General features: G+C 49.2%; 18 protein-coding genes. All 18 read left to right on the top strand.

Annotation, left to right across the window (positions count from 1 at the left end; genetic code table 11):
- Positions 1-2 precede the first annotated feature (2 nt).
- A complete protein-coding gene (gene hslU / locus BLS62_RS18560; RefSeq protein WP_093183756.1) occupies positions 3-1307 on the top strand; it encodes an ATP-dependent protease ATPase subunit HslU in 1305 nt (434 codons plus the stop codon).
- A 94-nt stretch (positions 1308-1401) separates the two neighbouring features.
- Positions 1402-1896 (top strand): universal stress protein, encoded by a 495-nt coding sequence (locus BLS62_RS18555; RefSeq protein WP_093189183.1) that lies wholly within the window; start codon positions 1402-1404, stop codon positions 1894-1896.
- 115 nt (positions 1897-2011) lie between these two features.
- Complete coding sequence (locus tag BLS62_RS18550) at positions 2012-2572, top strand: NifU family protein (protein ID WP_093183753.1); 561 nt, start codon at positions 2012-2014, stop codon at positions 2570-2572.
- Positions 2573-2703: 131 nt separating this feature from the next.
- Positions 2704-3384: a tRNA (adenosine(37)-N6)-threonylcarbamoyltransferase complex dimerization subunit type 1 TsaB gene (tsaB, locus tag BLS62_RS18545; protein ID WP_093183751.1), complete on the top strand. Its 681-nt coding sequence runs from the start codon at positions 2704-2706 to the stop codon at positions 3382-3384.
- Entirely contained in the window at positions 3381-3866 is a 486-nt protein-coding gene (locus BLS62_RS18540; RefSeq protein WP_093183748.1) for a GNAT family N-acetyltransferase, read from the top strand. Before tsaB ends, BLS62_RS18540 begins: the two co-directional genes overlap by 4 nt.
- 151 nt (positions 3867-4017) lie before the next feature.
- A complete protein-coding gene (locus BLS62_RS18535) occupies positions 4018-4443 on the top strand; it encodes a Fur family transcriptional regulator (protein WP_093183745.1) in 426 nt (141 codons plus the stop codon).
- A gap of 9 nt (positions 4444-4452) precedes the next feature.
- Complete coding sequence (locus tag BLS62_RS18530) at positions 4453-5262, top strand: lyso-ornithine lipid O-acyltransferase (protein ID WP_200798541.1); 810 nt, start codon at positions 4453-4455, stop codon at positions 5260-5262.
- 162 nt (positions 5263-5424) lie between these two features.
- Positions 5425-6837, top strand: coding sequence for a tRNA (N6-isopentenyl adenosine(37)-C2)-methylthiotransferase MiaB (gene miaB, locus BLS62_RS18525; protein ID WP_093183743.1), 1413 nt, complete (start codon positions 5425-5427; stop codon positions 6835-6837).
- Between the two features lie 90 nt (positions 6838-6927).
- Positions 6928-7992, top strand: a complete 1065-nt coding sequence (locus BLS62_RS18520; RefSeq protein ID WP_244283599.1) for a PhoH family protein — start codon at positions 6928-6930, stop codon at positions 7990-7992.
- On the top strand, positions 7989-8501 hold the full coding sequence (gene ybeY / locus BLS62_RS18515; RefSeq protein ID WP_093183740.1) for an rRNA maturation RNase YbeY: 513 nt from the start codon (positions 7989-7991) through the stop codon (positions 8499-8501). The genes BLS62_RS18520 and ybeY overlap by 4 nt, the downstream gene beginning before the upstream one ends.
- 43 nt (positions 8502-8544) lie before the next feature.
- A complete protein-coding gene (locus tag BLS62_RS18510; RefSeq protein ID WP_093183737.1) occupies positions 8545-9705 on the top strand; it encodes a hemolysin family protein in 1161 nt (386 codons plus the stop codon).
- A gap of 52 nt (positions 9706-9757) precedes the next feature.
- On the top strand, positions 9758-11368 hold the full coding sequence (lnt, locus tag BLS62_RS18505; RefSeq protein WP_093183734.1) for an apolipoprotein N-acyltransferase: 1611 nt from the start codon (positions 9758-9760) through the stop codon (positions 11366-11368).
- A gap of 237 nt (positions 11369-11605) precedes the next feature.
- A complete protein-coding gene (locus tag BLS62_RS18500; protein ID WP_093183732.1) occupies positions 11606-12019 on the top strand; it encodes a helix-turn-helix domain-containing protein in 414 nt (137 codons plus the stop codon).
- Between the two features lie 141 nt (positions 12020-12160).
- Complete coding sequence (gene metK / locus BLS62_RS18495; protein WP_093183729.1) at positions 12161-13345, top strand: methionine adenosyltransferase; 1185 nt, start codon at positions 12161-12163, stop codon at positions 13343-13345.
- A 66-nt stretch (positions 13346-13411) separates the two neighbouring features.
- Positions 13412-14113 carry a tRNA (guanine(46)-N(7))-methyltransferase TrmB gene (locus BLS62_RS18490; protein WP_093183726.1) on the top strand — a complete coding sequence of 234 codons (702 nt, stop codon included), beginning with the start codon at positions 13412-13414 and terminating at the stop codon, positions 14111-14113.
- Positions 14114-14354: 241 nt separating this feature from the next.
- Positions 14355-14945, top strand: coding sequence for a ribosome maturation factor RimP (gene rimP, locus BLS62_RS18485; protein WP_093183723.1), 591 nt, complete (start codon positions 14355-14357; stop codon positions 14943-14945).
- Between the two features lie 117 nt (positions 14946-15062).
- Positions 15063-16781, top strand: a complete 1719-nt coding sequence (gene nusA / locus BLS62_RS18480) for a transcription termination factor NusA (RefSeq protein WP_093183720.1) — start codon at positions 15063-15065, stop codon at positions 16779-16781.
- Positions 16782-16911: 130 nt separating this feature from the next.
- Positions 16912-17559 carry an RNA-binding protein gene (locus tag BLS62_RS18475; protein ID WP_093189174.1) on the top strand — a complete coding sequence of 216 codons (648 nt, stop codon included), beginning with the start codon at positions 16912-16914 and terminating at the stop codon, positions 17557-17559.
- Position 17560 lies beyond the last annotated feature (1 nt).

Below are 17560 nucleotides of genomic sequence, written 5' to 3'. Positions count from 1 at the left end.
AAATGACAAATTTCTCTCCTAGGGAAATCGTAAGCGAGTTAGATCGCTACATCATTGGCCAACATGATGCGAAGCGTGCAGTGGCGATTGCACTCCGCAACAGATGGCGCCGTCAGCAGTTGGAGGAAGGACTTCGTGAAGAAGTTCAGCCAAAGAACATCTTGATGATCGGCCCGACTGGTGTTGGTAAAACTGAAATCTCGCGCCGCTTGGCAAAGCTTGCGAATGCTCCTTTCACAAAAGTTGAAGCAACCAAGTTTACAGAGGTTGGCTATGTTGGTCGCGATGTAGAACAAATTGTTCGCGATTTGGTAGAGCAAGGTATCGCTCTGATTCGCGAAAACAGCCGCAAGGACGTGGAAGCAAAAGCCCACGTCTTGGCTGAAAATCGTGTGCTCGATGCTCTGGTTGGCAACACCGCAAGCCCAGCCACGCGAGATAGCTTCCGCAAGAAACTTCGTGAAGGTGATCTGGACGATAAAGAGATCGAAGTCGAAATTCGCGCAAGCGCGCAAATGCCAAGCTTCGATATTCCAGGTATGCCTGGCGGTAGCGTAGGTGTCATGAACATCTCGGATATGCTGGGTAAAGCATTCGGCGGCCAGACCAAATCTAAACGAACCTCCGTGAAAGACAGTCACCAACTGCTTCTGGCTGAAGAGTCTGATAAGTTATTGGATGACGAAAAGATTGTTCAGGAAGCAATCGATTTGGTTGAGAACTCCGGTATCGTTTTCCTCGACGAGATCGATAAGATTTGTGCCAAGGACAGTCGTAGCGGTGGAGATGTCTCTCGTGAAGGCGTGCAGCGTGACTTGCTGCCGTTGATCGAAGGAACTGTGGTTTCAACAAAGCATGGGCCCGTCAAAACAGACCATATTCTGTTTATCGCGTCCGGTGCATTCCACGTTGCAAAGCCGTCTGATCTCCTTCCAGAGTTGCAGGGCCGTCTCCCAATTCGTGTTGAGCTCAAAGCGCTCACGCAAGAAGACTTCCGCAAGATTCTGACGGATACCGAAGCAAGTCTGATCAAGCAGTACATCGCTCTGATGGCAACTGAAAGCGTCAGCATCGAGTTTACCGATGATGCGATTGATGAGATCGCAACTGTTGCTGTGAACCTTAATGCAGCCATTGAAAACATCGGCGCACGCCGTCTGCAAACTGTTATGGAACGTGTTCTCGACGAGATCTCTTTCACAGCTCCAGATAAACCGGGTGAAAAAGTCGTTGTCGATGCTGCATATGTAAAAACACACGTCAGTGAATTGGCAAAGAATGTCGATTTGTCTCAGTTCATTCTCTAACTGACTCAAAAAAACAGTCGGAAACTAAAAACCTAGCGGTATGTGGCAAGGAAAAATACTTGCCGCATACCACCGCAAGTGGCAGCATGCGCGCATGGTAGCTATTCGAAAAAGTAATGAAGAAGGTCACGACCGCAAATTTCTGGTTGTCGTTGATGACACGCCAGAATGTGGCCGGGCCATTGTCTATGCCTCAAAGCGTGCCGCCCGTACGAGTGGCATTGTGTTGCTGCTCTATGTCATAGCGCCGGGAAATTTCCAGCACTGGCTGGGAGTTGAGGATATAATGCGTCAGGAAGCGCGCGATACTGCTGATACGATTCTTGCTAAAGCCGCAGAAAAAGTACGAGCTGCAGCTCGTACAGAACCAGAACTGGTTGTTCGTGAAGGCAATCAGTCGGATGAGATTATATCGTTGATCGAAGACGATGCAGATATTGCGATTTTGGTGCTAGCGGCTGGTACAAGCAAAGAGGGCCCCGGACCGCTTGTTTCTTCAATTACTGGCAAATCAGCCGGAACATTTCCTATTCCGACGACCATCGTGCCAGGAAATTTGGACGATGATGCATTGGATGCCCTTGCCTGATCAGGTTTACCTATCATATAGAGCAGGAAACAGTAATTGCTGAAGATTTGAGTAGAGTACACTGTGCAGTCACTACTCTTGGATATTCTTCGGTATAAAAGTTGGAAATAAAACCATGTTTATTCAGACCGAAGCGACACCAAACCCGGCAACCCTTAAGTTCTTGCCGGGCCGCGTCGTATTGCAAGAAGGCACACGTGACTTCCGCTCGGCAGGAGAAGCAGGTATCTCGCCTTTGGCTGAGAAGCTCTTCTCTATTCCGGGTGTTGTCGGAATTTTCTTCGGTCATGATTTCATCACGGTCACCAAGGACGAAACCGACTGGCAGCATATGCGCCCGGCAATCCTGGGTGCAATCATGGAAAACTTCATGGCCAACACACCAGTTCTTCGCGGTGAAGAAATTGGTGATGGTGACACTGGAGAAGAGTTCTTCGATGCTGAAGACGAAGAAACCGTGACCATGATTAAAGAGCTTCTTGAAACGCGAGTTCGCCCTGCGGTCGCGCAAGATGGGGGTGACATAACATTCCGGGGATATCGTGAGGGTATCGTTTATTTGACCATGCGTGGCGCTTGTGCGGGTTGCCCGTCATCAACAGCGACACTCAGCCATGGTATTCAGAACCTCATGCGCCATTTCATTCCTGAAGTTCAAGAAGTTAAGCAAATGTAGTTTTTGCTAATGTAATTCCATAAAAATGGGGCAGCGATGGCTGCCCTTTTTGTTGCAAGCTAAAAAAACACTCTGGGTGTTAAACGAATTGGTTGCTCGACAATCATCTGCCCTAACGATAAGCCGAATATATGAAGTTGCTTGCTATAGATACCGCTCTAAGTACTTGTGCCGCCGCTGTTTTAACAGAACACGGTGGGACCTCTGATATTGTTTCCCAGTGTGAAGACTTGGGAAGAGGACATGCTGAGCGCATCATGGGTATGGTTGCGAGCGTGATGGCGGAATCGTCGACCACGTTTAACTCGCTGGACCGCATTGTTGTGAATGTGGGGCCGGGCAGCTTTACCGGGCTGCGCGTTGGTCTTTCCATTGCACGCGGGTTTGGTCTGGTGCTTGAAAAACCAGTGGTGTCGGTAACGAGTCTTGCTGCAATTGCTCATGAAGCGCTGGATAATGCCCCTGTTCGCAAACCGATCCTTGTTGTCTTGGATGCGCGCCGCAATGAGGTTTACTGTCAGAGCTTTGATGAAAGTGGTCAGGCAATTGGAGAAGCGAGAGTTTCCACAATAAAAGATCTTTCTCACGAACTGGCTGATGATATCCTGCTAGCAGGTTCTGCTGCTCAAGCAGTTGCAAATGCCGCTGGCATTGATAAGGCCCGTGTGTGTAATGATGCTGCGGCTGCCTCTATCGATTACGTTGCTAGGCTTGGCAAAAGCGCTGAGCGTCAGGACAAAGCTCCTATGCCGCTTTATCTGCGTGCACCTGACGCTGTTGCCGGAGAAAAAGGAAGGGTCCGCCGTCTATGATGTCTTGGTGGACCACAGCAAAGCCTCCTGTCATAGAACGAGCCGAGAAGGGCGAGTTATCCAATTTGGCAAAGCTCCATGCCGAATGCTTTAAGCAAAACTGGGGAACCGCGGAACTCACTACAATGTACGAGCAGAAAGGGGTTTTTGTCCTCACGGCTCGGACATCTGGAGCAACCGGTAAAGCAGATCTTGGGTTTGTTATTATTCGTTCCATCGCAGGCGAGGCAGAAGTATTGACGATTGCCGTCTCCCCCAAACAGCAAAACAAGGGGATAGGGCAAAAACTAATGGAAGCGGCCATCTTCCAGCTTTACTCTGACCGTACCGAAGCACTCTTTCTTGAAGTGGATGATGCGAACCATTCTGCATTGAACCTCTACAAAAAACTGGGCTTCAAGCAGGTTGGGGAACGGAAAGCATACTATGCGTCAAGTGAGGGCGGTGGAACAGCGCTTGTCATGCGTTGTGATCTCCTTTAAGCGACAATACGCATGTGAGTTGAGGCTTATAGCTCGCGTTTAAACTCCATTGCAGCAAAACTGGTTCTTTCCTCTCCCGTTTTTGGGATGTAGTATAACATCACGAACCGAAGCTGCTGTTTGGGCGTGGTTTTTGAGGAATATTGGGCAAATGACGGCAGAAGAAAAAATGACGCTGATTGAAATGTGTGCTCATAAGGGCATGCGTATGACTGACCAGCGTCGGGTAATTGCTGATGTAATTCAGACTTCTGAGGATCACCCAGATGTGGAAGAGCTTTATAGAAGAGCGTCCCATATCGATCCGAAAATTTCTATTTCAACAGTCTACCGAACTGTGAAGCTCTTCGAAGATTCAGGCATCATTGAACGTCATGATTTTCGTGATGGCCGCTCTCGGTATGAAACCGTTTCTGACGAACACCATGATCACTTGATCGATTTGCGCACGGGCGACGTCATCGAATTCCGCAGCGAAGAGATTGAAAAGATGCAGGAAGAAGTCGCCAGAAAGCTCGGTTTCAAGCTGGTGGATCATCGTTTGGAACTCTACGGTATTCCGTTAGAAGACAAATAGGGGCCGCGTATGGCAGCTGTCAGAGCAGTTTGCATTCTTATCGCGCTTACATTGGTGACACTGGCTCTCATTCCCCTTCAGTGGGTTGCAATGAAAACCGGCTGGTCTCTTCAACGAAAACTGCCTTTGCTCTGGCACAAAGCTGCTTCACGCCTGATTGGCATTCGTGTTCGCCAGCATGGAAAGATGGCGGAGCAACGCCCTCTATTAGTGGCAGCTAATCATTGCTCCTGGCTCGATATTGTTGTGATTGGTTGTACAGCCCCACTCAGTTTCATCGCCAAATCAGAAGTTGCGGGTTGGCCGATTTTGGGAATGTTTGCGAGGCTCCAGCGTACAGTTTTCGTAAATCGTCAGCGAAGGTCCGATACTGGTCGCGTTGCTAAGGCCATAGCAAGCCGAATGGTTCAAGGCGATGCAATGATCTTGTTTGCTGAAGGGACGTCGAGCAATGGCAATGAAGTTTTGCCATTTCGGTCTGCTCTCGTTGGAGCTGTTCATCATGCTATGAGTTTTGATGAGGACGCCGCAGCATACGTTCAGCCGCTATCAATCGCTTATACTCGGCTGCAAGGCATGCCCATGGGCCGCTCTTGGCGTTCGCATGTTGCTTGGTACGGTGATATGGAATTAGCGGGTCATTTGTGGTGCGTCCTAAAAGAAGGCGGATTGGACGTTGATCTCACTTGGGGTGAAGCTGTTCCGATTGAAAAAACAACTAATCGCAAACGGTTAACCCGAGATCTGGAAGATCAGGTTCGAACGATGACTATTGAAGCATTGCAGGGAAACCTTCCCAAAGAGAATGCATTGGTCTAGCTCAATCAAAGTCAAGGCTTCTCATTCTGTGAAAAACAGAGTAAAGCTGCCAAAATTCGAAAAATGAAGAGCTGATGCTGCTTTTGAATTGAGCAGGCGCGCTTGGAATGTTGGGATCGGAAAACCGAACTAAGCCCAACTGCAGATCCACCTGAGGATTTAATGGATAACATTATCGAGAATGAAGAACTGAACCAGTCTGAAAACACTGTGGCGGCGCCTGAAAAAACAGAAGCGACCCGCAAGGTTTTTATCAAGACCTATGGTTGTCAGATGAATGTTTACGATTCCGATCGTATGAGCGATGTGTTAACGAGCGACGGTTTTACCAAAACGGACAGTCTTGACGATGCCGATCTTGTGATTCTGAACACGTGCCACATCCGTGAGAAGGCTGCAGAGAAAGTTTATTCTGAACTTGGGCGTATTCGTAAGCTGAAGGCTGAAAAAGCTAAAAACGGAAAACAGATGATGGTTTCCGTTGCTGGGTGTGTTGCGCAGGCTGAAGGGGCGGAAATCTCTCGCCGCGCACCAATCGTTGATTTGGTGGTTGGCCCTCAATCCTATCACCGCTTGCCGGACTTGCTGAAAAAGGCTGAGAGCGGCGTAAAAGTGGTTGAGACCGAATTCGATATTCAGGACAAATTCAAACATCTGGCAACGCCCTCAAAGGAAGCTGTGCGCAAGCGCGGCGTGACCGCTTTTGTAACCGTGCAAGAAGGCTGCGATAAATTCTGTACCTTCTGTGTTGTGCCTTACACGCGCGGTGCTGAAGTCTCCCGTAAGGTTGAGCAGATTGTGATGGAAACGGAGCGTCTAGCCGCTGCTGGCGTGCGTGAAGTGACATTGCTGGGCCAGAACGTGAATGCTTGGCATGGCGAAGGTCCCGATGGTCGTGAATGGGGTCTTGGTGAACTTCTATTCCGCCTTGCAGAAATCGACGGCATTAAGCGTCTGCGCTACACCACATCTCACCCACGGGATATGGAAGATAGCCTGATTGCAGCGCACCGCGATCTCGATGTTCTCATGCCCTATCTGCACCTGCCAGTTCAGTCAGGATCTGATGCAATCCTCAAGGTGATGAACCGGAAGCACACCCGTGACGATTATTTCCGTATGATTGATCAGATTCGTGAAGCACGCGCTGATATCGCACTATCTGGTGATTTTATTGTCGGTTTTCCGGGTGAAACAGATCAAGACCACAAGGATACGCTCGATCTTATCCGTCGCGTAACCTATGGCTCCGCGTTTTCCTTCAAGTATAGCCCGCGCCCGGGTACGCCAGGTGCTACGTTTGAAGCGCAAGTCGAAGAACATGTTAAATCTGAACGGCTTGCAGAATTGCAACAACTGCTTAGCTCTCAGCAAAAAGATTTCAACACATCATTAGTTGGCAAAACAATTGATGTTCTTTTTGAAAAAGAAGGCCGCAAAGAAGGCCAACTTGCAGGGCGTTCACCTTGGCTACAGCCTGTTCATGTAAATGCACCCAAAGATCTCTATGGTGAAATTGGAACCGTAGAAATCGTCGCTACGAGTGCAAATAGTCTGGAAGGGCGCCTTGTTTAGGTGCATGATGCTTCCAGATTCTTGCGTGAATGTGAACGGAGGCATTATTTGAAGGGCAAAGCCCAGACAACGTCCACTTCAAGGACGGCCATGCGCCCCATTGCGGCATCCGATATGATGCATGTGGTGTTGGCATTCGAAGACAACAGGCTTGTGAACGACCTTTTCGGTCAGTTCGACCAAAACCTTGCGCTGCTCGAACAGCGGTTGGGTGTGGAGGCTGTTGCTCACGGCAATCAGGTCACCATCCGTGGCAATAAGACCGCAACGGAGCAGGCAAAGCTTGCTCTGGAGACGCTTTATATGCGCTTGCAAGGCGGCCACGAAGTGACATCAGGCGATGTGGATGGTGCTATCCGTCTGGCAGAAGTTTCAGAGGCGCAAATGGCCTTGCCGACGATGGAACCAAAGTCGCGTATGGCATTTGCCAAAATCGCGACGCGCCGTAAAACACTCGTCGCCAGAACGGCCGCTCAGGATGCTTACATCCGAGCTATGGATCGTTCTGATCTGACCTTCGGGGTTGGCCCTGCTGGTACCGGTAAAACCTTCCTTGCTGTGGCGTATGCTGCTGCTCTTTTGGAGCGTGGTGAAATCGATCGTATGATCTTGTCTCGTCCAGCTGTTGAAGCTGGTGAGCGTCTTGGGTTCCTGCCCGGTGATATGAAAGACAAAGTCGATCCATATCTACGTCCACTCTACGATGGCCTCAATGAAATGATGGCCCCGGAGAAGCTGGAGCGCGGCTTGGAAAGCGGCATAATTGAAGTTGCGCCGCTCGCGTTTATGCGTGGGCGTACGCTTTCCAATGCCGTCGTTATTCTGGATGAGGCGCAAAACACCACATCCATGCAGATGAAGATGTTTCTGACGCGTTTAGGTGAAAACTCCAAGATGATCGTCACAGGTGATCCGAGTCAGGTCGATCTGCCTCCAGGGCAAATATCTGGCCTGCGTGAATCTCTAAAAATTCTCGATGGTGTCGAGGGGATTGCTCGCGTGGAATTCACAGAATCTGACGTAGTGCGTCATGAGCTTGTAGGTCGTATCGTCGGTGCTTACGATAGTGAGAGCCGCCGTCGCTTGGAGGCGAAAGAGCGCAGGCAGGCCGAAGACATTGCCAGAATGAATGCTAAACAAGGCTCTAAGGAATGAGTGAGTTTCCAGCGTGTCCCGTACACGTAGATCTGTTGGTTGAGGCAGGTGACTGGGGCAGCGAAGATAAGCTTGAAGCGACTGCGCTGAAAGCCATCGCCGCTGCTTTTGCGACAAGTGATCTGGAAGTGCTGGAGAACACAGAAGTCTCTCTGGTTTTCACAGATGATGCCCATATTCAGGAATTGAACAAAACGTGGCGCCAGAAGGATAAGCCCACCAATGTCCTTTCTTTTCCTGGTGATGATGGTGAAGAGCCTCCGTTTGGCCCTCTTCTCGGTGATATTATTATTGCATTCGAGACGGTAAAGCGCGAAGCTAAAGAACTGGAAATTCCATTTGAACACCATCTAATTCATCTTATTGTTCATGGAACCCTTCATCTTTTTGGATACGATCACCAAATTGATGAAGAGGCGGAAGAAATGGAAGCCGAAGAACGTTTGATTTTGGCGATGCTCCAGATATCCGACCCATACAAAGACGCGCCATTAAAGGCAGATAAATGACACCCCTGTATATATTAGTGAAACAGGGAAAAACGAGAGAGAGATGAGCCCGGAACCTCGAAGTACAGAAGGTGGCAGTGCCTCCGATCAAGTAGAGACCACAGAATCTACTGGAAGTACCGGCGCAGCCGTTGTTGAAGAACCCCTTGAACCCCAAGTGATTAAGCCTGGTTTTTGGACTAGGCTGAAATTCAGACTAAATCCGCTCAGAAGCCTGCGGCGTAACGCGGCTGTTTCCCTGCGCGAGGATTTAGAGGATGAGTTGGCGCGTGACAGTGAGGGCGCAGATGCCGCCTTTACGAAGGAAGAACGCGAGTTCCTGACAAACATCCTCAAGCTACGTGAATCTCGTGTTGAAGACGTCATGATCCCCCGTGCGGATATTGAAGCGGTGGAAGACACGACGACTATTGGCGAAGTGATGGCGCTGTTCCATGCGTCTGGCCACTCTCGGATGCCAATTTATCACGACAATCTGGATGACCCGCGAGGCATGGTCCATATAAAGGACCTTATGTCGTACTTCGTGGAACTTGCTGCCAAAGCGCAGCAGGTAGATGTTCCGTTGGCTCTCGTGAAACCTGCGAAATCAGAAAAAAACTCCTCCGACAAATTTTCTGAAGAAGAGGCTTTGTTGGATTTGTCGTGTGTTGACCTATCAACGCCGCTAAATGCGACTAGTTTGGTGCGACCATTGCACTTTGTACCGCCGTCTATGTCCTCATCTGATCTCATGAAGAAGATGCAGGTCACTCGCGTTCAAATGGCACTTGTGATCGACGAGTATGGCGGAACTGATGGCCTCGTTTCACTTGAAGATATCGTCGAAACAGTGGTCGGAGACATCGAAGATGAGCATGATAAGGACGAAGAAGAACTTATTATGAACGTCGGGCCGGGTGTCTGGGTCGTTGATCCTCGGATTGATCTAGAAGACCTTCAGGAAGAGCTTGGAGCCGATTTTAAGGTTGGCGAAGAGCAAACTGATGAAGTCGACACCTTGGGTGGCTTGCTGTTCACAGTGTTGGATCGAGTTCCGGTGCGTGGTGAGTTGATTATTGATCGAAGCTTGCCTTCATTTGAGTTCGAGGTGATGGATGCTGATTTAAGGCGCATTAAACGCCTTAAGATTTCAAAGCGTCGACCAGATCAGCGTGTGGTTGCGCAGCGCGCACGTCCTCGTCGGTCTGAGGCAGCAGAGTAACGACTCTGCTGCGACTATATTTAAACCAATGTAATTTTTACGGGAGTAGGGCATGGTCTCTGCCATTGATAGATCTCGGGCAATGATAGCTAATATTCGAGGATTATCCGGTTGGAGACGTGTTGGCCTAGCGGCTTTGAGTGGCCTACTCTCAGCATTTGCATTCCCGCCATACGGCGCCTTCCCGGTTTTATGGGTAAGTCTGCCAGTGCTTATTCTGCTCCTTGATGGCTCTAAAGAACAAGCGGGTGGAAAACTTAAAGTCGCTCTGAAGTCTTTTTTCGTCACAGGCTGGTGGTTTTTCTTTGGGTTTTTTCTGGTTAACTTATTTTGGATTGCCGAGGCGTTTCTCGTTGATGCCAAAAGTTATGGGTGGATGATTCCGTTTGCGCTGATCATTCTGCCGGGCGGTCTGGCTTTATTCCCTTCAGCGATGCTCGGATTAGCTTCTCTTGTTTGGAAGAGTGGAATAAGCCGCCTTTTGGTCTTTGCCATCGCATTGTCTGTTTCAAACTGGCTACGCGGCAATGTCCTCACTGGGTTCCCATGGAACGTTTGGGGCTATGCATTTGCTGATAATCTAACGTTGATGCAAAGTTTCTCATTGTTCGGCATATACGGCGTCGGGTTACTTGTACTTCTGTTGTTTTCCATGCCGGTAGTTTTATTGGATGGTAGGAATAGAACCTCAGCTATCTACATCACCGCTAGCGTGACAGTGTGGGCAGCACTGATTTTTTACGGAACAGATCGGTTGCAAGCGCCTCAACATATGGTTGAAGGGCTTAGAGTACTGGTGATTCAACCTAACGTCCCGCAAGCTGATAAATGGAAACCAGAAAATCGAAACCGGTTGCTGCCGCTTTATCTGGAGCAGACTGAAATGGCATTGTTGGAGGCTAAGCGTAACGGTGAGACACTTGTAGTCTGGCCTGAATCTGCTTTTCCGTTCTTGCTGGAGGAGGAGCCCGGTGCTCTGGACGCTGTTGCTGCGATGCTTCCAGATAATACAATGTTGATTACAGGCGGTATTCGCCGCGAACTGTCTCAGACCGGTAATCGATTTTTTAACAGTACTTTCGTTGTAACTGACGAGGGTGTGATCTTTGATAGCTATGACAAAGTGCGGCTTGTCCCATTTGGGGAATATCTACCTCAACGGTCTTGGCTGCAATCCATTGGTGTGGAAAGGTTAGTTCCAGCCCCATCAGACTTTACGGCTGGTACAAAGCACACAAAAATAGTTTTAAAAAATTCATTTAGTTTTCAGCCGTTGATTTGTTATGAAGCGATTTTTCCGCAAACGAGGCTTCCAGTATCTGAGCGCCCTAACCTGCTCGTAAATCTAACGAATGACGGTTGGTTTGGTGAAACTGCCGGTCCTTATCAACATTTAGCTCAAGCAAGAATTAGAGCAGTAGAGCAGGGCGTGCCGTTGGTGCGAGCTGCAAATACTGGTATTTCTAGCCTAGTAGATTCAAATGGTAGAATACTCGCAAAAGTTGTTTTAAATAAAGTTGGGAGTTTCGATAGTGAATTGCCTAAATTACTAAAGCCCACGCTTTACGCGAGGATGGGTGATTCAATTTTTTGGGGAATTATTCTAGTACTTGTTAGTCTCCTATTGGTAATGCAGAAATTATTACCTACCCGTAGAGATTGACGAATGCACGCAAATGTCGTCATCTAATACACGTAAAGGTTTTCGTCTCCGCCCGTAAATTGTGTGATGAAAATTTTTATCACCTGCCGCCACAGCCTGATATGAAGGCCGTCTGGCGACTGTCGAATGCAGGTTTGATGAATTGCGTTCTTGCGAGAGTAGCTGAATTGCGCTCTCGTTTAAATAAAAACCCACGGTCAAGTACCGTTAAAAACTCAAGAAGAGGGCCTTTTGAAAATGCCCAGCAAAAAAGCACCAAACCCTATCGATATTCATGTCGGCAGCCGTGTCCGTTTGCGCCGTATGATGCTAGGCATGAGCCAAGAAAAACTCGGCGAGAGCCTTGGTATTACGTTCCAGCAGATACAGAAGTACGAAAAAGGAACCAACCGTATCGGCGCAAGTCGTCTGCAACACATCGCGACCGTTCTGAAAGTGCCTGTTGCGTTCTTCTTTGAAGATGCGCCGGGTACGCCTGATGAGGTGCCAGGAGTTGGTGATAACCCGCAAACAACTTATGTTGTCGACTTTTTGTCATCTTCTGATGGTTTAGCCTTGAACAAGGCATTTGTTCGGATCGAGAGCCCTAAAATTCGCAAGAAGATTGTAGAGCTCGTAAAGAGTATTGCTGGGGATGAAGGTACAGTTTGAGACCTCAAATTTTCGCAATGAGATTGAAATTTTGATCTAAATCTCTTGACGTAACCGACATTCCTTGTTTGATGTAACATCTGAAGCGACGGATATGCCGTCGCTTCACTTATATAATTCTTCCCAGAAGGACGTTTGCCAATGGCTCGTCAGAACTACGTGTTCACGTCGGAATCGGTTTCAGAAGGCCATCCCGACAAGGTTTGTGATCGTGTATCAGACACTATCGTAGATGCATTTCTCAAAGAAATGCCAGAGGCCCGTGTGGCGTGTGAGACTCTCGCAACCACCAACAAGCTTGTAATTGCAGGTGAAACCCGTGGCCCGGCTACTCTTACTCAGGAATATCTAGCACATATTGCTCGCCTCGCTGTCAAAGACATCGGATATGAGCAAGCTGGATTTAACTGGAAAGATCTTGAAGTTCAGATTCTTCTTCACGGTCAGTCCGCGGATATTGCGCAAGGCGTTGATGCGGCTAACAACAAAGATGAAGGCGCTGGCGATCAGGGTATTATGTTCGGTTACGCATGTCGCGAAACCGAAGAGTTGATGCCTGCGCCAATCCTTTACGCACACAAGATTTTGCGCCTGCTTGCCGATGCACGCAAATCTGGTAACGAGCCAACGCTCGGCCCGGATGCGAAAAGTCAGGTGTCCATTCGCTATGAAGACGGCAAGCCGGTAGAAGCGACATCCATTGTTCTTTCAACCCAGCATCTGGACGAGAGCATGACATCTGACGATGTTCGTGCTGTTGTTGAGCCGTACATTTGTGCCGCTCTTCCCCGTGATTGGGTAACCAACAATACCATTTGGCACATCAACCCAACTGGTAAGTTCGTAATTGGTGGTCCTGATGGAGATTGTGGTCTGACGGGCCGCAAGATCATCGTGGACACTTACGGTGGTGCAGCCCCGCACGGTGGTGGCGCATTCTCTGGTAAAGATCCGACCAAGGTTGACCGCTCCGCCGCATACGCTGCGCGCTATCTGGCGAAAAACGTAGTCGCTGCTGATCTTGCAGATCAGTGCACGATTCAGCTGGCATACGCGATTGGAATTGCAGAGCCGCAGTCTGTATTCGTGAACTTGCATGGTACGGGCCGTGTTGAAGCAGAACGTGTCGAAGTGGCAATTCGCGAAGTTATGAGACTGACGCCTCGCGGGATTCGTGAGCACCTCGGTTTGAATAAGCCAATTTATGCTCGGACTGCAGCCTATGGACATTTTGGCCGTGATGCTGAAGGCGATGGTGGTTTCTCGTGGGAGAAAATCGACCTTGTCCATAGCCTACGTGATGCTGTAGAGAGAGCCTACGCTTAAACTCTAACGCTAGAGAATTAACAATTGGCCGGAGTAATATCCGGCCAGTTTGTATTTATGAGAACCATGGTAGATCACTACAAAGGCTCCTTTTTCGGCCGCCGCGCCGGAAAGCCAGCAAGCCCGCGACAATCGCAGCTTCTTCAGGACATTCTGCCCCATATGGCATTGGACCTGAAACAGTCTCCTCCAGAAAACCTGGCAGAGTTATTCCCCGTCCCAGTGAAAAGCGTTTGCCTTGAAATTGGATTTGGGGGATCTGAGCATCTCATTCACCGCGCACGTGAAAATCCGGAAATTGGGTTTATCGGGTGTGAGCCATTCAGTTCCGGCATCGTCAAAGCTGTTTCCAGTATCGAAGAATACGGCATTAAAAACATTCGTTTGTATGATGATGATGCAGGTAAGTTACTGGATTGGTTGCCGAAGGCATCCCTTGATATGGCTTACCAGCTTTACCCGGATCCTTGGCCCAAAAAGAAACACTGGAAGCGACGGTTTGTAAACCAGATTAACCTGTCTCGAATTGGCCGCGCACTTAAGCCTGAATGTGAATACCGCTTCGCCAGTGATATCGATACATATGTTGACTGGACCCTATCCCATTGCCGAAAGCACCCTGCATTTGAGTGGGGGGCCGAGTGTGCCACAGATTGGCGTACTCCTTGGGAAAACTGGCCCGGCACGCGTTACGAACGTAAGGCACATAGAGAAGGAAGAGTTGGTCGTTACTTGACGTTTTTACGTGTTTCAGAGACGGAAACCTAAAATCAACTCGCTTTTGTTTCCTGCCACTTTGTTTTTCTGTTGCATACAGCGGTCAAATGACTATATTGCTGGTACGAATTCTCTATCGGCTCAGTTAAGAGCATTGAGGAGTGGGCCCCAAAAGGGCCCGCTCTTTTTTATTAGCTAAGTCGGTATTGATACCTGATTATGGATTTTCAGGTATCCGAAAATAACTGACAAAGCACCAAGGGTGTCTTTGCATAAAGTCGATAGGTACCAAGTGGACGAAAACGATCCCCGGATTGTAAAAGAAAAGGGTTTAGAAGCCCGCGTAGCTGAAATTGTCGAACCAGTTGTAGAAGATCTGGGCTACCGGCTGGTGCGCATCCGTGTGAACGGAAACAACGGCTGCACCCTTCAAATTATGGCTGAGCGTCCGGATGGGACAATGGCTGTTGAAGATTGCGAAGAAATCAGCCACGCAGTTTCTCCGGCGCTGGATGTGGACGACCCGATTAGCGAGGCATATCACCTCGAAGTTTCTTCCCCGGGCATCGATCGCCCACTCGTTCGTGCTGGCGACTTTGTTGGCTGGGCCGGACATGTTGTGAAGATTGAAATGTCGGTTCCGCAAGCAGGACGCAAGCGGTATCGTGGGAAAATTATCGCTGTTGAAGATGGATGTGCCGTTTTGAAAATGACGGACGTTCCAGAAGGTCAGGATGACACCGCGCGACTGCCGCTCGACGAAGTTGGATCAGCAACGCTGGTTTTGACGGATGAACTGATTGATGCGGCCCTAAAGGCCGATAAAGCCGCAAAAGCAGCCCGTGGAGAGTCTACGGATGATGATAGTTATCAAGAACACTGATTAACTGTTTTTGTTGCGCAATGGGATATGGGCGGTTCTGCTGCTAGAGAGCCTCCCTTTTGTTTTGATGTTCCTGCTAGTGTGAAAGTAAGCAGGGCGTGAAGGAGTTGACGAGAAATGGCTATCAGCGCAAACCGTTTAGAACTGCTGCAGATCGCTGAGGCGGTCGCCCGTGAAAAATCGATTGACCGTAGTATCGTGATTGGCGCTCTTGAAGATGCAATTCAAAAGGCCGCTCGCTCTCGCTATGGCTCTGAAACTGAAGTTCGGGCAGAGATCAACCCTAAAACTGGCGAGATCCGTCTCCAGCGCTTGCTGCAGGTCGTCGATATTGTCGAAAATATCTCCACTGAGATTGCTCTGGTTGATGCGCAAGAGCGTAACCCAGATGCAACCGTTGGCGATTTTATGGCAGATCCATTGCCTCCTTTGGATTTCGGCCGTATTGCCGCGCAGTCTGCAAAGCAGGTTATCGTTCAAAAGGTTCGCGAAGCAGAACGCGATCAGCAGTACGATGAATTCAAAGATCGTATCGGTGAAGTTCTTAATGCCGTCGTTAAGCGTGTTGAATACGGCAACGTTGTTGTTGATACCGGTAAGGGCGAAGCAGTCGTTCGCCGCGATGAATTGATCCCTCGCGAAATCTTCCGCAACGGTGATCGTATTCGTGCACTCATTTTTGATGTGCGTCGCGAACAGCGCGGGCCGCAGGTATTCCTGTCCCGTACACACCCGCAGTTCCTGGCGAAGCTCTTCGCTCAGGAAGTGCCAGAAATTTATGATGGCGTGATCGAGATTAGAGCTGTCGCTCGTGATCCGGGTTCTCGCGCTAAGATAGCTGTTCTATCCAATGATAGTTCAATTGATCCGGTTGGCGCTTGTGTTGGTATGCGCGGTTCCCGTGTGCAAGCCGTAGTAGGTGAGCTTCAGGGCGAAAAGATCGACATTATTCCTTGGAATGATGATGCCGCAACCTTCATTGTTAATGCGCTTCAGCCAGCTGAAGTATCAAAAGTTGTTATTGACGAAGATTCAGAACGGATTGAAGTTGTTGTTCCTAACGATCAGTTGTCTCTGGCAATCGGTCGTCGTGGTCAGAACGTCCGCCTCGGCTCTCAGCTGACAGGTTGGGGTATTGACATTATGACGGAAGCGGAAGAATCCGAGCGGCGTCAGAAGGAATTCCAGGTTCGCTCCGATCTATTCCAAAACACGCTTAATGTTGACGAGCTGGTTTCTCAACTTCTCGCATCTGAAGGCTTTACTTCTGTCGAGGAAGTCGCGTACGTTGACATCGAAGAAATCTCCTCCATTGAAGGCTTCGACGAAGAAACCGCCGACGAAATTCAAGCTCGCGCACGTGAGTATCTGGAAGAGCAGGAAGCGAAACTTGTAGAAGAGTGTCGCAAACTAGGTGTTTCTGACGAGCTTGTTCAGGTCCCTGGTCTTACCTCTGCTATGCTCGTGGCGTTGGGTAAAGATGAAATCAAAACCATGGAAGACCTTGCTGGTTGTGCAGCTGACGATCTCGTAGGCTGGACGGAACGTAAGGATAAAGAAACTATTCGCGTTGAGGGAACTCTGAGCGGCTTCGATATGGCTCGCGCAGATGCTGAAAGCATCGTAATGTCAGCTCGTGTAGCAGCTGGTTGGATCTCTGCAGAGGACCTCATTGAGGTTTCTGAAGAAGAGCTGAGCAGTGAAGACGGCGAATATGAAGGCGACGAAGAAACCATCGAAGCCGAAACATTCGACGAGACTGCGGTTGACGTTGATGAGGAATTGGCGCAAGAGAGCGTTGCAGAAGACGAAAAAAGCGATCAGTCCTCTGAGTAATCTGTAGTGTTAAACTGCAGAAAAAAGGTTTTATGCGGGGGTGTGTTGAATTTGTAGCAAGGTGCTGCGAGACTCTACACCCCTGTAACTTAATGAAAAATAACAACAATAGTTGGATTGGGATAACGAAGTGCCGAGAAAAAATGAACCGACAGAACGGACCTGCGCAGTTACGCGTGAAGTTCTACCGGTGAAAGATCTTCTCAGATTCGTTATGGCTCCTGACAAAACTGTTGTTATAGATCTCAAAAGCACCCTCCCAGGACGTGGGGTATGGGTGACGGCAAAGAAGTCTGTTTTGCAAGAAGCGATAAAAAGGCGCGCTTTTTCGAGAGGCTTTAAGGAGCAGGTTAACGCTGAAGACGGTTTGGCCGACCACACTGACGAACTGCTAGAGCAGGCAGCTCTGGGCGCATTGTCCATGAGCCGGAAAGCGGGTGACTTAATTGTCGGCTTTTCGAAAGTTGAGGCAGCTCTCAAAAAAGAGAGAGTTCTTGCTCTGGTGCACGTGATTGAAGCCTCGGAAGATGGCGTGCGTAAGTTGGCGGCCGTTGCCGCTTCAAGATTTGGCAAGGTGGATCGTCTCAGCGTGATCCGCCTGTTTACCTCGGATCAAATGAGTACGCATTTGGGTCGAGCAAACGTTATACATGCTGTACTGCTGGCCGGCGAGGCAGGTAGGAATTTTTCGAAGCATGCGCAACGGCTTGCGCAGTACCGAGAAATTCCTGTCGAAGCTGATGACGACGGTACAAAGGGTGCAGTGGCGCAGGACTGAA

Source organism: Pseudovibrio sp. Tun.PSC04-5.I4 (assembly GCF_900104145.1).
Taxonomy (GTDB): Bacteria; Pseudomonadota; Alphaproteobacteria; order Rhizobiales; family Stappiaceae; genus Pseudovibrio.
Note: the sequence above shows the minus strand (reverse complement) of the source record. Positions and strands in the feature narration are given on the sequence as shown.

What these genes read in the sequence shown, in the direction of transcription:
- hslU (WP_093183756.1), top strand. Translation starts at nt 3, where the DNA reads ATGACAAATTTCTCTCCTAGGGAAATCGTAAGCGAGTTAGATCGCTAC.
- BLS62_RS18520 (WP_244283599.1), top strand. Translation starts at nt 6,928, where the DNA reads ATGCGCCCCATTGCGGCATCCGATATGATGCATGTGGTGTTGGCATTC.
- BLS62_RS18535 (WP_093183745.1), top strand. Translation starts at nt 4,018, where the DNA reads ATGACGGCAGAAGAAAAAATGACGCTGATTGAAATGTGTGCTCATAAG.
- metK (WP_093183729.1), top strand. Translation starts at nt 12,161, where the DNA reads ATGGCTCGTCAGAACTACGTGTTCACGTCGGAATCGGTTTCAGAAGGC.
- BLS62_RS18550 (WP_093183753.1), top strand. Translation starts at nt 2,012, where the DNA reads ATGTTTATTCAGACCGAAGCGACACCAAACCCGGCAACCCTTAAGTTC.
- BLS62_RS18530 (WP_200798541.1), top strand. Translation starts at nt 4,453, where the DNA reads ATGGCAGCTGTCAGAGCAGTTTGCATTCTTATCGCGCTTACATTGGTG.
- BLS62_RS18490 (WP_093183726.1), top strand. Translation starts at nt 13,412, where the DNA reads ATGGTAGATCACTACAAAGGCTCCTTTTTCGGCCGCCGCGCCGGAAAG.
- BLS62_RS18500 (WP_093183732.1), top strand. Translation starts at nt 11,606, where the DNA reads ATGCCCAGCAAAAAAGCACCAAACCCTATCGATATTCATGTCGGCAGC.
- nusA (WP_093183720.1), top strand. Translation starts at nt 15,063, where the DNA reads ATGGCTATCAGCGCAAACCGTTTAGAACTGCTGCAGATCGCTGAGGCG.
- BLS62_RS18510 (WP_093183737.1), top strand. Translation starts at nt 8,545, where the DNA reads ATGAGCCCGGAACCTCGAAGTACAGAAGGTGGCAGTGCCTCCGATCAA.
- miaB (WP_093183743.1), top strand. Translation starts at nt 5,425, where the DNA reads ATGGATAACATTATCGAGAATGAAGAACTGAACCAGTCTGAAAACACT.
- ybeY (WP_093183740.1), top strand. Translation starts at nt 7,989, where the DNA reads ATGAGTGAGTTTCCAGCGTGTCCCGTACACGTAGATCTGTTGGTTGAG.
- BLS62_RS18555 (WP_093189183.1), top strand. Translation starts at nt 1,402, where the DNA reads ATGGTAGCTATTCGAAAAAGTAATGAAGAAGGTCACGACCGCAAATTT.
- lnt (WP_093183734.1), top strand. Translation starts at nt 9,758, where the DNA reads ATGGTCTCTGCCATTGATAGATCTCGGGCAATGATAGCTAATATTCGA.
- BLS62_RS18540 (WP_093183748.1), top strand. Translation starts at nt 3,381, where the DNA reads ATGATGTCTTGGTGGACCACAGCAAAGCCTCCTGTCATAGAACGAGCC.
- tsaB (WP_093183751.1), top strand. Translation starts at nt 2,704, where the DNA reads ATGAAGTTGCTTGCTATAGATACCGCTCTAAGTACTTGTGCCGCCGCT.